Annotated in this window: 12 protein-coding genes; 7 read left to right on the top strand and 5 right to left on the bottom strand. The window is 61.7% G+C overall.

Annotated features, from left to right (window positions below; all coding sequences use genetic code 11):
* The 4 genes from urtB to urtE form a co-directional block, all read left to right on the top strand.
* A partial coding sequence (gene urtB / locus B3849_RS16560) for an urea ABC transporter permease subunit UrtB (RefSeq protein ID WP_286780445.1) occupies nucleotides 1–1,763 on the top strand: 1,763 nt, incomplete at its 5' end.
* Between the two features lie 3 nt (nucleotides 1,764–1,766).
* A complete protein-coding gene (gene urtC, locus B3849_RS16555; protein WP_278426395.1) occupies nucleotides 1,767–2,933 on the top strand; it encodes an urea ABC transporter permease subunit UrtC in 1,167 nt (388 codons plus the stop codon).
* The gene (gene urtD, locus B3849_RS16550) at nucleotides 2,930–3,682 is read left to right on the top strand and encodes an urea ABC transporter ATP-binding protein UrtD (RefSeq protein ID WP_037943507.1); all 753 of its coding nucleotides are present in this window, start codon (nucleotides 2,930–2,932) and stop codon (nucleotides 3,680–3,682) included. Before urtC ends, urtD begins: the two co-directional genes overlap by 4 nt.
* Complete coding sequence (gene urtE / locus B3849_RS16545) at nucleotides 3,675–4,370, top strand: urea ABC transporter ATP-binding subunit UrtE (protein ID WP_037963573.1); 696 nt, start codon at nucleotides 3,675–3,677, stop codon at nucleotides 4,368–4,370. The genes urtD and urtE overlap by 8 nt, the downstream gene beginning before the upstream one ends.
* Here urtE and B3849_RS16540 read toward each other — a convergent pair.
* A complete protein-coding gene (locus B3849_RS16540; protein WP_278426397.1) occupies nucleotides 4,367–6,763 on the bottom strand; it encodes a PAS domain-containing sensor histidine kinase in 2,397 nt (798 codons plus the stop codon). The two genes, urtE and B3849_RS16540, sit on opposite strands and share 4 nt — an antisense overlap.
* Nucleotides 6,764–7,045: 282 nt before the next feature.
* Here B3849_RS16540 and B3849_RS16535 point away from each other — a divergent pair, with 282 nt between their 5' ends.
* The 3 genes from B3849_RS16535 (at nucleotide 7,046) to B3849_RS16525 (ending at nucleotide 9,713) form a co-directional block, all read left to right on the top strand.
* Entirely contained in the window at nucleotides 7,046–8,017 is a 972-nt protein-coding gene (locus B3849_RS16535) for a mechanosensitive ion channel family protein (RefSeq protein WP_180828806.1), read from the top strand.
* 24 nt (nucleotides 8,018–8,041) lie between these two features.
* The gene (locus B3849_RS16530) at nucleotides 8,042–8,557 is read left to right on the top strand and encodes a DUF421 domain-containing protein (RefSeq protein ID WP_278426400.1); all 516 of its coding nucleotides are present in this window, start codon (nucleotides 8,042–8,044) and stop codon (nucleotides 8,555–8,557) included.
* 61 nt (nucleotides 8,558–8,618) lie between these two features.
* Nucleotides 8,619–9,713, top strand: a complete 1,095-nt coding sequence (locus B3849_RS16525; protein WP_278426402.1) for an alpha-hydroxy acid oxidase — start codon at nucleotides 8,619–8,621, stop codon at nucleotides 9,711–9,713.
* Here the strand turns inward: B3849_RS16525 and B3849_RS16520 are convergent.
* From B3849_RS16520 to B3849_RS16505, 4 genes are all read right to left on the bottom strand, one after another.
* Nucleotides 9,694–10,509: an energy transducer TonB gene (locus tag B3849_RS16520; protein WP_278426404.1), complete on the bottom strand. Its 816-nt coding sequence runs from the start codon at nucleotides 10,507–10,509 to the stop codon at nucleotides 9,694–9,696. The two genes, B3849_RS16525 and B3849_RS16520, sit on opposite strands and share 20 nt — an antisense overlap.
* The gene (exbD, locus tag B3849_RS16515) at nucleotides 10,506–10,997 is read right to left on the bottom strand and encodes a TonB system transport protein ExbD (RefSeq protein ID WP_278426405.1); all 492 of its coding nucleotides are present in this window, start codon (nucleotides 10,995–10,997) and stop codon (nucleotides 10,506–10,508) included. Before exbD ends, B3849_RS16520 begins: the two co-directional genes overlap by 4 nt.
* Nucleotides 10,998–11,002: 5 nt before the next feature.
* Nucleotides 11,003–11,866: a tonB-system energizer ExbB gene (gene exbB / locus B3849_RS16510; protein WP_051577565.1), complete on the bottom strand. Its 864-nt coding sequence runs from the start codon at nucleotides 11,864–11,866 to the stop codon at nucleotides 11,003–11,005.
* A gap of 1 nt (nucleotide 11,867) precedes the next feature.
* On the bottom strand, nucleotides 11,868–12,579 hold a 712-nt coding region (locus B3849_RS16505; RefSeq protein ID WP_286780444.1), incomplete at its 5' end, for a Fe2+-dependent dioxygenase.

Below are 12,579 nucleotides of genomic sequence, written 5' to 3'. Positions count from 1 at the left end.
GCGCGTTTCTTGAACGCTGGCAGGACAAAGGGGTCTGGCAACGCGACGCGGATGGTGTGTTCTTTTTCGGCACCGAGACAGGCGACAGGCTGGCCTTGCGCGATATCGACACCGATGCGGAAAGCACGGCACCGGCAAGCGGGTTTTCGCAGCTGAAACCCAATGGCGGAGTGCGCCGCCTGATCGGCACCGCGCTTGTCCAGTTCCAACTGACCGACCCTGATCTTGCACGCCGTCAAAGTGCCGTCGATTCCATCGCCCGCCGCCCGGAGGCGGACCAACTGGCCCCCCTGCGCGCCTCGATCGAGGCAGAGACAGACGCGGCGCTGAAGGCCCGCAAGATCCAGTTGACCAACTTCCTCTCTGCCAGTTTTGGCGACACAGCCGCCGATCGTATCGCCGCGATCACATCGATGGCGAGCGATACCTCGATCGAGGCGCGGGCGGTGATGAACCAGATTCTATCGACCAAAACAGCGACTCCGTCTGAAACACCCACCGGCAACGTCGCGCGGGTGCTGACACCAGGGGAGGATATCTCACCCGATGCGGCCTATGCGCAGCTTGTGGCGGCTGATCTGGCCCCGGCGCCTGTGCCCCCCGGCGCGATCCGTGACGCTTTGGCGGCGAACGTTGTCAACGGGCGTGTGGGTGGCATCCCGACAGCGCGGCTGAATACCGATGCGGCGCGTGCGACCGCCTATGCCGCACTCGCCGCTGCGGGCACCGTGCCGCCGCTGGTGACCGCGCGGGACCAGCAAGATGCCATCGCGGGCATGACGTTCTACGAGGTGTATGACGAGCCCGACAGCGCCGTCACAGACGCCGCGCGGGCCACGCTCGACAGCATCGAGACCCGCGTCGCCGCCGCGCAAACCGTTGACCTGACGCTGGACGCGCTGTCGCTCGCGTCGATCTATTTCCTTGCCGCTATCGGCCTTGCCATCACCTTTGGCGTCATGGGGGTCATCAACATGGCCCATGGCGAGTTTATCATGATGGGGGCCTATACCGGCTATGTCGTGCAGCTGTTCGTGCCCGATTACACGCTGTCGATCATCATCGCCTTGCCGCTGGCCTTTGCGGTCACATTCGCCGCCGGTGTGGTGATGGAGCGGTTGGTGATCCGGCACCTCTACCACCGTCCGCTGGAGACGTTGCTGGCGACTTTCGGGATCTCTATCGCGCTGCAGCAACTGGCCAAGAACATCTTTGGCACGCAGGCACGCCCGCTGACCTCTCCGGCTTGGCTGGACGGGGCGTGGGTGATCTCGGATGTGATCCAGATCAGCTATATCCGCATCGCGATCTTCGTGTTGGCGCTGCTGTTTCTGGGGCTGATCCTGTTTGTGCTGAAACGCACGCGACTGGGGCTAGAGGTGCGCGCCGTGACGCAGAACCCCGGTATGGCGGCCAGCATGGGCATCAACCCCGACCGCATCAACATGATGACCTTCGGCCTTGGCTCGGGCATCGCGGGGATCGCGGGGGTGGCCATCGGGCTTTATGCCAAGGTTACGTCCGAGATGGGGGCCGATTTCATCGTGCAATCCTTCATGACCGTGGTCGTGGGCGGCGTTGGTAACGTCTGGGGCACGCTGGCCGGGGCCTCGCTCATCGGTTTCCTGCAAAAGGGGATCGAATGGTTCAACCCGTCCAATACCCTCGCAGCCCAGACCTATATGGTGCTTTTCATCATCCTGTTCATTCAATTCCGTCCCAAGGGCATCGTTGCCCAAAAGAGTCGGGCAGCGGCGGATTGATCCATGCGTAAAACATTCCTTTCCGAAAACCCTTCCGTCCTGTGGTTCATCGCGCTGCTGGGGCTGTTTACCCTCGCGGTCGCCATCGGGTCAGAGGCGACAGGCACCGGCCTCATCTCTACCTCTATGGTCAAGACATTGGGCAAAACGCTGTGCCTGTGTCTGATCGCCATCGCGATGGATGTGGTCTGGGGCTACTGCGGTATCCTGAGCCTCGGGCATTTCGCTTTCTTCGGCATCGGCGGTTACGCCATCGGCATGTGGCTGATGTATGCGCGGACCGAAGGCATCGTGTTGTCGAGCCTTGAAGGTCAGGTGATCCCGCCCACACCGCAAGAGGTGCAGGACGCCATCGGTAACCAGATCTTCGGCGTCGTTGGCAGCTCTGACTTTCCGTGGCTCTGGGCCTTTTCCGACAGTCTGTTCCTGCAATTGCTGATGGTGGTGGTTGTGCCGGGGCTGCTGGCGCTGGTCTTTGGCTGGCTGGCGTTCCGCAGCCGTGTCACGGGCGTTTACCTGTCGATCCTGACGCAGGCGATGACGCTGGCGCTGTCGCTGTGGCTGTTCCAGAACGACAGTGGTCTGCGCGGCAACAACGGGCTTTCCGGTTTGCAGAATATTCCGGGGTACGAAGACACCTCGCAGGCGACCATCAGCCTTGTGTTCTTTATGGGGTCGGCGCTGGCGCTGGCGCTTGGGTATATCCTGTTTGCATGGGTGGTATCGGGCAAGATGGGCAGCGTGGTGCAAGGCATCCGCGATAACGAGGCCCGCGTCCGCTTCCTTGGCTACCGTGTGGAACGCTACAAGCTGTTCATCTTTACCCTGACCGCCGTGATCGCCGGTATCGCCGGGGCGCTTTATTACCCGCAGGCCGGCATCATCAACCCGGCAGAGATCGCGCCGATTGCATCGATCTATCTGGCGGTCTGGGTCGCGATTGGCGGGCGCGGGCGGCTTTACGGCGCGGTGATCGGGGCGGCATTCGTATCCTTGCTGTCCAGCTGGTTCACAGGGGGCGGTGCCCCTGCCATCGATCTGGGGTTCTATACGATCCTATGGACCGACTGGTGGCTGGTACTGCTTGGCGTATCCTTTGTTTGCGTCACCTTGTTCTTCCCCAAGGGGATCGGCGGCCTGTTTGATTATCTGGTGAGGAAACCGTCATGAACGATACCCTGTTAGAAGTCTCCGGCGTGTCGAAATCCTTTGACGGGTTCAAGGCGATCAACAACCTGTCGATCCAGATCGCAGAGCCGGAACTGCGCGCTGTGATCGGGCCGAACGGGGCGGGCAAGACCACCTTTATGGACATCATCACCGGCAAGACGCGCCCCGACAGCGGCCATGTCGTCTGGGGGGAGCGGAACATATCGCTGCTTGGTATGTCAGAGGCGGATATCGCGAACGAAGGGGTGGGGCGCAAGTTTCAGAAACCCACCGTGTTCGAGGCGCAGACCGTGCGGCAAAACCTTGCGATGGCGCTGAAGAACCCGCGTGGGCCGCTGGCCGTCCTGCTGCACCGCAAGACCCCGTCCAACGCTGCGCGGATCGAAGGCATCGCGGCAGAGATCGGCCTGACCGACAGCCTGACCCGCATCGCCGGAGAGTTGAGCCACGGCCAGAAGCAATGGCTTGAGATCGGCATGCTGCTGGCGCAGGAGCCGCGTCTGCTGCTGGTCGACGAACCCGCCGCCGGCATGACGGTTGAGGAACGCGAAAAGACCACCGATATCCTGAAACGCGCTGCCAAGACCCGCGCCGTGGTCGTGGTCGAACATGACATGGAATTCGTGCGCAGGCTCGACTGCAAGGTCACGGTGCTGCACGAAGGATCGGTGCTGGCCGAAGGCAGTCTTGACCACGTGACATCCAACCCGAAAGTGATCGAAGTTTATCTGGGGCGCGGCCATGCTTGAAGTTGAAAATCTGGACCTGCACTATGGTCAAAGCCGCATTCTTTACGAGGTGTCCTTTCAGGCCCCCAAGGGGCAGATCACGACCTTGATCGGCAACAACGGGGTCGGCAAGACCTCCACCCTCAAGGCGATTGCCGGGCGGCATCCGGCGTCGGCGGGCACGATCACCGTTGATGGAACTCCCGTGCGTTTGACCACGGCCTTTCAGGCGGCGAATGCGGGCATTGCCTATGTGCCGCAGGGGCGCGAGGTTTTCCCGATGATGACGGTAGAGGAAAACTTAGAGACGGGGTTTGCCTGCCTGCCCAAGGCCGACCACCACATTCCAGATCACATTTACGATCTGTTCCCTGTCTTGCGGGATATGAAGGCGCGGCGCGGGGGGGATCTGTCGGGCGGGCAGCAGCAGCAGCTTGCCATCGCACGGGCGCTGATCACGCGACCGCGGGTCTTGTTGCTGGACGAACCGACTGAAGGCATCCAGCCCAATGTGATCCAGCAGATCGGGGATGCGCTGCGGTTGCTGCGCACCCAAGGCGAGATGGCGATTGTATTGGTCGAACAGAATGCCGATTTCGCCTATGCGCTGGGCGACAGCTTTATCGTGGTCGAAGGCGGGCGCAACGGGCCGCGCAAGCTGAAGGCCGATTACACCAAGGACATGCTGATCGCCGATCTGGCGCTTTAGGCCACCATCGCCACGTCGGGGTCTTCGGTCGAGGGGCAGGTGAACCAGAACACGGTTTCCTCCCCCGGCACACTGTCGAACCCGATCTCCCCGCCCATGGCCTCTACCAGATGGCGTGAGATATTGAGCCCAAGCCCGGTGCCACCGCGCTGTCGCGTGTTCGATGCTTCGGCCTGCGAGAACGGCTGGAAGATGCGTTCGCGGAACTCCTCTGAAATGCCGTTGCCCAGATTGGTGACAGAGATTTTGGTCATGTCGCCCACCGGCGCTGTGGTCACTGTCACGGCGGTTTCGGGGTAGGCGAACTTGCAGGCATTGGACAAGAGGTTGGTCAGCACCTGCATAATCCGGTTCTTGTCGGTCAGCACGTGGTGATCGGGATCGGGCGTGTCTACGTCGATCTCGACTTTCCATTCGCTGGCATAAGGCTCTACCTGCTCGGCGGCGAGGGTGACGATATCGCCCAGCTTCTCCGGTTTCGGCACAACGGTCATGCTGCCTGCGTTGATCTTTTCCATGTCCAGAATGTCATTGACCAGCGCGACAAGCCGGTCGCAGTTGGCCGTGGCGATCTGCACCAGACGCACCGCGCCGGCATCCGGATCGTCCTGTGTCTGGGCCTCGAGCAGCCCCAACGCCCCCTTGATAGAGGTCAGCGGCGTGCGCAGTTCGTGGCTGACGGTGGCGACAAAGTCGTGCTTCATCTGTTCAAGTTTGTTGCTTTCGGTGATGTCTATCTGAATACCCAGCATCCGCAGGGCGCGCCCGTTCTTCGCCCGCTCCACCACGACCGCATCCGATTTGATCCAGCGCCAGTTGTCCTGACCGACGCGGATGCGAAAGCGGGCCTCGGCGCGGTCGGTCATCCCGTTCAGACAGGCGAGTTCGATCTTCTTGACCACCGCCGCATCGTCGGGATGCACATGCTGCATCTTATCGTAATAGGGGTTCTGACAGGCGGGGTCAGCGGGGTGGTGCATGATGTCGCGCCACGTGTCCGACACTACAGATGTGTCATTTTCCAGATCAATGTCGAAGACCCCGATATGCGCACTGCTGAGCGCGAGGCTCCACCGTTGTTCGGTTTCCGCGATCTTGAGCGTGCGGCGTTCGCTGTCGGTGATATCGCGCAGCATCAAGGTGATACGGGTCTCTGCGTCGGCGGTAAGCCAGGTGTTCTTCTCGACCTCAAGTGTGCGGGGTTCTGTCGTACCTTTGTGGGGCGGCACCACGACTTTCACACCGCCGTCGGCACGGTGGATGTCGACCTCGGGCAGCAGGTCTTGCACGAAATCGCCCGTCGCGTCCTTGCGGTGCCCGGCCGCGATCAGATGCTGTCGCGCGGCATCATTCAAATGCAGGATTTCCCCCGATTGCCGGACCGAGATAATCGGCAGCATCGCATTTTCGAGGATCGAGCGTTTCTCTTGGTGCTGCGTCTCAAGCTCGCGGGTTTTGTCGGCCACCGTCTGGTTGATGGTCAGATTACGTTTCAGGATCACCGACTGGATGATCAGGATCAGCGCCGTGATGGTCAGCGACAGCGCCAGCACGATCCATTTGGCGTTGTTCGGTTGCGCGGCCTCGAAGGCCGGGGTGCTGGCCCAGTGCAGGGTCATGCGTTGGCCATAGCCCGTATGGTCACGCGAAAATTCAAACGCCGGTGGGGGGGCATCGCTAGCGACGGTCGGGTGGTGCTGGAACGGGGTGCCATTCTCATCATAGAAGGACACATCCAGCGTGATGAGGTCATTTTGCGCGGCGAAGAGATCGCTAAAGATTTCGTCCACATCGACCATCGCAAAGGCGACGCCCAGAAACGCCGCATCAGGATCGCGGGTGCCGTCAGAAGCGGCGCCGGGGCGGAAAATCGGTTTGATCAGCAGGGCATGGGAGTTTTCGCCGTGGAGCGCAGGGGTTGTCGAAAGCGTCTTGCCACTTGCATAGGTGGCGAGGGCCGTGGCCAGAAGATCTGCGTTGCTTGAAAACTCTGTCCCGACCATGCCGGCGAAGTTTTCCGTCGGTGTGGCGCGCTGGATCACGAAATCCTTCAGCGTGCCGTCGGTTTCGTCATACACAGGGACGGCAAAGCCGATGGCGTCCAGCACGTAGGAACCGTCTGCAATATGGACCGACGTGGCGTAGGTCTCCATATCCTGCGCCGTTACCTCGTCAGAGGCAGCGACAAAGCCCGCGACACCGTCGAGCGTCCTGCCGTATTCGTCGGCGCGCCGCCCCATTGACGACAACCCTTGGCTGACCAACGCGTGAAACCTGTCCTGCGCTTGGACCTGCACAGTATTGCCCGCCACAAAGAAGAACAAAAAGGAAAGCCCGATGCAGACGCAAAGGGTAAACAGTTGGAAGTAGGCTAGCTTGCGCGGAATTGTCATCGTTGCCCTGTCACTCAGTCCTGCACAGAGGGTTGTACGCTCTGCATCTCTTGAATTTCTCTGCCATCGTTAATGGTTTCTGAAACTGGCGGAATTATGGCGCTGTTGCTCATTTCACACAAAGCGCTTGCGGCCTTGGACGTGTTTGCAGCGCATATACCAAGGGTGTTTCGGGAACCCGCCGCTGTTTCGGGTCGTTTGTCTTGGGGATGTGATCAAATAGCCACGTGAGAACGGGCCTTTTGTGCACCCGCTGTTTCAGTAACGAGTAAGGAAGAACCCATGGAAGAAGTCGACGCCAACCCCGGCCTGATTTTCGATAAACTTGACGGCTGGTTGGACGGCTTTTTCAGATTGCTCCCGAATATCGGCGTCGCGCTGGTTGTGGCCGTGGTGTTCTGGTTTCTGGGAATGGGCATCGGCGCGCTGATCCGCAAATCCGCCGGGCGCCGCGGACGCGAGAATTTGGGCGACGTGGGCGGGGCACTGATGCGGTGGGCCGTGACTATTATCGGCTTCATGCTGGCGGTGACCATCGTCGCCCCGACGGTCACACCGGGGGATCTAATTGCCGGGTTGGGCGTCAGCTCTGTCGCGATCGGCTTCGCGTTCAAGGACATTTTGCAGAACATGCTGGCAGGTATCCTGATCCTGCTGCGCCAGCCCTTTGAAGTCGGCGACCAGATCGTGTCGGGCGGGCATGAAGGCACGGTCGAAAAGATCGAGACCCGCGCCACGATGATCAAAACCTATGACGGTCGTCGCGTGGTGATCCCGAATTCGGACATTTATACAGACAGCGTGGTGGTCAATACCGCCTTTGACACGCGCCGGTCGGAATATGACATCGGCATTGGCTGCAGCGACGACTGGGATACCGCGCGCAAGGTCATGCAGGATGCCTGCGCCAGCGTTGAGGGTGTAGAGACCGACCCAGCCCCCGAAACGATACCGGTCGAACTGGGCGATTCCGCCAACATCGTCCGCTTGCGGTGGTGGACGAAATCGGACCGTGCGTCGCAGATCCATACCTTCGGGGCGGTGCTGCAGGCCGTCTATAAGGCGCTGGATGAAAAAGGCATCGATATGCCCTATCCGACGCAGGTGCATCTGTTCCACGACCAGACCGAAGCGACCGACGGCGACCGCCGCGCGCAGCGCGAAGGGTGGCCTGCGGGCGAGGGCGACGTGCCGAAATCGCGTGCTCAACAACGCGACGAGAAAGAAGAGAAAGCGCGTCAATCCGACGCCTGATCAATCCAGAAAAGAAGGAATTATATGTTTTTCGACAATACGGTACTGGATGTTCTGGCCCGCGGCTTCGTGCTGAGCGGTGTGGCGCTGATCTGGATCATCCTCATGGTGCGGATCGTCGGGCTCAATTCTTTCTCCAAAATGACGAACTTCGACTTTGTGACCACCATCGCCTTCGGCTCATTGCTGGCGGGGGCGGTGCAAGCGTCGGATTGGAAGGCGTTCTTCCAGACCTTGGTTGCGACCGCTTGCCTCTTCCTTTTCCAGTTCGGCCTATCCTATCTGCGCCGCCGGTCAGAAACCGCTTTGCATACCATCCAGAACGCGCCGGTCTATCTGATGGAGAATGGCAAGATCTGTGAAGAGGCGATGCGGGTCAATCGCGTGTCACGCAGTGACCTGATGGAGAAGCTGCGCGAATCCAATGTCATGCGGCTGAGCGATGTGCGTGCCGCCGTGTTCGAGACGACGGGCGAAGTCTCTGTTCTATGCGGGGACGAGGTGGATGACGCGATGCTGGAATACGTCCAACGCGTCTAAACGATATACCTGAGTATTTAAGTCGCTTGTAGCGGCGGGCGTTTTGCGCAATCTGTGGGGTATGCCTGTGACCTTATCAGATTTCGAAGCCTCCGCCCACGCGACCCTTGCCGCTGATGTGTTTGCCTACCTTGAAGGCGGCGCAGAAGGCGAGCTGTCGCTGCGCCAGAACCGCGCCAGCTTTGGCCGGATAGGATTGTTGCCGCGCCTGTTGGCGGACTGTGCTGGCGGCCATACGCGCACGACGATATCGGGGCAGCCCGCGGCGCATCCGATTATGGTCGCGCCGATGGCGTTCCAACGGCTGTTCCACACGGAGGGCGAAACTGCGACGGCACTGGCCGCCGCCGCGCAGGAGGCGGTGATGGTGGTCAGCTGCCAGACCAGCATCGCGCCCGAAGACATCGCCACCATCCCCGGGCGACGCTGGTTCCAACTTTATATGCAGGCGGATCACGATAGCACGATGACTTTGGTCAACCGCGCGGTGGACTGCGGGGCAGAGGCGCTGGTGGTGACGCTTGACGCGCCGATCAACGGCCTGCGCGACCGCGAGGTTGCCGCGGGCTTTGCGCTGCCGGATGGCGTGCGCCCCGTGATGCTGGACCCGCTGCCGCAACCACCGCGACCGCAGTTGCAAGACGGGCAGAGCGTGGTGTTCGACGGGATGATGGTCTTCGCCCCCACATGGACAGACCTGACGCGGCTGATTGCGGACAGCCCCGTTCCGGTGATCATCAAAGGCTGTCTGCGTGCCACGGATGCGCGGCGGTTTGTGGATGCCGGTGTTGCGGGGATCATCGTGTCAAACCACGGGGGCAGGGTGCTGGATACTGTTCCCGCCCCCGTCACGCAGCTGGCCGCCGTGGTGCAGGCGGTGGGGCAGGATGTGCCGGTCTATCTGGATGGCGGCATCCGGCGCGGGAGCGATGTGTTCAAGGCGCTGGCGTTGGGGGCCGAGGCTGTGCTGGTCGGTCGCCCCGTGATGCACGGGTTGATCGTCGACGGGGCACGCGGGGCCAGTCAGGTGTTGCGTCGCTTGCGGGACGAGCTGGAAGTGACGATGGCCCTATGCGGCTGCGCAACAGTTGCGGACATCACCCCCGATATGATCACAGCCTTCGGCGGCGACCCGATCAGCGAAAGCGATAGCTGATCGGGATTGCCAGATTGAACGGGCCGGCACCCATGGCAGAGGGCGGGCGCGGCAGTGTTTGCAGCCGGTCAAAGATATCCAGCGCCGCCTGATCCAACACTGGCCAGCCGGAGGATTTGGACACCTCGCGCGCTTTGATCTGACCGTATTGATCCAGCGTGAAGGCCACGGTTGTGGTCCCCTCGGCGCGGGCTTCGCGGGCGCGGCGGGGATAGTCCTTGGCGGCATTCAACGCCAGAACCAGCGATTTTTGCCAATCCGTGATCTCTGCCCGTTCGGCGTCTGTCAGCCCCTGTTCCTTGGCCGCGCTTTGGTCCTGTTCGTCCTGACCCGCGCTCGCCTTGGGGGCGGCAGCCGTGCTTTGGGCGGCGTTCTCGTTTTCGGTCTCTTCCTGCAACTCGGTCGGCGTTTCGGTCGCCTCCTTGTCGGTGTCGACTTCCTGATCGGGGTTGGCGATCTTGAACTGTAGTTCGGGGTCGTCCGGCGTATGCGGTATCTGTGCCAGCAGCGGATCGTTCGACGCTTTGGCTTCCTCGCGTTCGGCCGGGCTTTCGAGCGTGGCTTGGCTATCCTCGGCGGGTGGCCCGTCGGGGAGGTCGGTTTCAGGCGCGGCCATGATCATCTCGACCTCGGCCAGATCGATCAGCTCGCGGCCCTGAATGCCCGCTTCTTCCGGTGGCTCGTAGGCGGCGGCCTGTGTCAGCCAAAGTGCGACCAGCGCGCCATGCACGCTGATGCTCAGCCCGGCCCCCAGCATCAAGCCGGCACCATATCGCGGGGCGTAGGCAAAGCTCATTCTGCGGTGTCCTGTGCAGCGGGGGCAGGCGAAGCGGTTGCCACGTCACCTGCTGCCGAAGGGGCGGCCCCGCCCTCGTCCTCAAGCCCGACGAGGCCGATCTTCAGATAGCCTTCGCTGCGCATGCGGTTCATCACGGCCATCACCTCGCCATAGGGAACCGAACGATCAGCATTGATATAGATGCGCGTGCCCAGGTCCAGACGGGTCAGGATGCCAAGCCGCATGTTCAGATCCCCCAAGGATACCTCTTCTTCGCCCACGCTCAGGCTGAGGTCCTGATGGATGGTCACAAAGACCGGATCATCGGGGCGCGGCGCGGGTTTGCCGGTGGCGACCGGCAGCTCTACGTTGACGTCCACAGTGGACAGCGGGGCCGCCACCATAAAGATGATCAGCAGAACCAGCATCACGTCGATAAACGGTGTGATGTTGATATCCGCATTGGGGGCAAGATCGTCGCCGCCGTCAGAAAGTCGCACGCCCATCGGGGTTACTCCGCTGCCAGTTTGGTGGCGATATCAGGGGTGGTATGGGGCACGTCGGCGGTACGCTCTGCACGGTCCAGATCACGCGATAGGCAGCGCTCCACCAGCGCCGCGGCATCCCCCACACGCGCGCGGTAGCCGGTGACGACGCGGGTGATGTGGTTATAAAGCAGCACGGCGGGGATCGCGGCGACCAGACCGATGGCGGTGGCCAGCAGCGCTTCGGCGATACCGGGGGCGACGACTGTCAAGCTGGTGCTGCCGCTTTCAGCGATGCCGATAAAGCTGTTCATGATGCCCCAGACTGTGCCGAAAAGCCCGATGAACGGTGCCGTCGACCCGATGGAGCCCAGGATCATCGCACCGGACTGCATCGCGCGCGCGGCACCCGCTTCGATCCGCGAAAGCTCGGAGGCGACGCGTTCCTTGATACCCGCCTTGTTCAACCCGTCAGAGATGTCGATCTCGGCCAAAGCGGCGCGGATCATGGCGCGCATGGGGCCGGAAAAGGATTTCGCCTGCGCGCCTTTGACGGCACCTGCCTTGGCAAGCTTGCGGTAGGACCGGCGCAGCCGCGCGTTGGCCCAGCTAACCTGCAGGATCTTGCCCGCCCATACGGCCCAGCCCAGAACCGAGGCGATGGCCAGCCCGAACATCACCGCTTTCACGACGATATCGGCCCCCATGAACATCGCCAGCGGCGAATGGCCGCCCTGTTGCGCGGCCACGCGCATCGGCTCGGACAGGGCAGGGCCGATCCATTCGTCAGCCCATGTGATCAGCGCGATATTGACCGACGCAGTGTCGGCTGCGGCCAGTTGCGGGGTTGCGACAAGGACGGCCGCCAGAAGGATGCTTGGAAATTTCATATCAGGTCTCTGCCCATTGTCGGATGAGGTTGTGGTAGATGCCGGTCAGGCGCACAGCGGTCGGGTCGTTCAGACCCGCGCTGGCCGACAGCTCTTGGATGGATTGATCCAGATCGAAGAGAATCTCGCGCTGGCCGCCGTCGCGGATCATCGACTGCACCCAGAAGAAGGATGCAACGCGCGCACCACGGGTGACAGGCGTGACCTGATGCAGCGAGGTTGACGGATAAAGCACGCAGTGCCCCGCCGGCAGTTTGACCGACTGGGTGCCGTAGTTGTCTTCGATGACCAGCTCGCCACCGTCATAGTCGTCGGGGTCATTCAGGAACAGCGTGCACGACAGGTCGGTCCGCAGGCGCTGGCCGGTTTGCGGGTTCACGCGGATGGCGTTGTCGACATGCACGCCGAAGGTCTCTGCCTCTTCGTAGCGGTTGAACATCGGGGGCAGGACATGCAGCGGGAGGGCAGCGGAAACCCACGTGGGGTTGCCCATCAACCGCTGGAGCACCAGCGTCTGCAGATCAGGCAGAACGGGGCTGTCGAGGGGAATTTGCTGATTGCGCTTGGTTTGCGCCGATTGCGCGCCGGCGGTGTTGCGGCCGTCGTCCCATTGGGCCGTGTCGATCACAGATCGGATATGGGCAACTTCCTGCGGTGACAGGATATTTTCGACGCAAAGCAACATGGTGTATCCTTTCAAGGGGATCGGCTGG

It is taken from the genome of Sulfitobacter sp. UBA4523 (assembly GCF_002388305.1).
Lineage (GTDB): Bacteria > Pseudomonadota > Alphaproteobacteria > Rhodobacterales > Rhodobacteraceae > Sulfitobacter > Sulfitobacter pontiacus.
The sequence above is the reverse complement of the archived record's forward strand: the minus strand, read 5'-3'. Positions and strand labels throughout refer to the sequence as shown.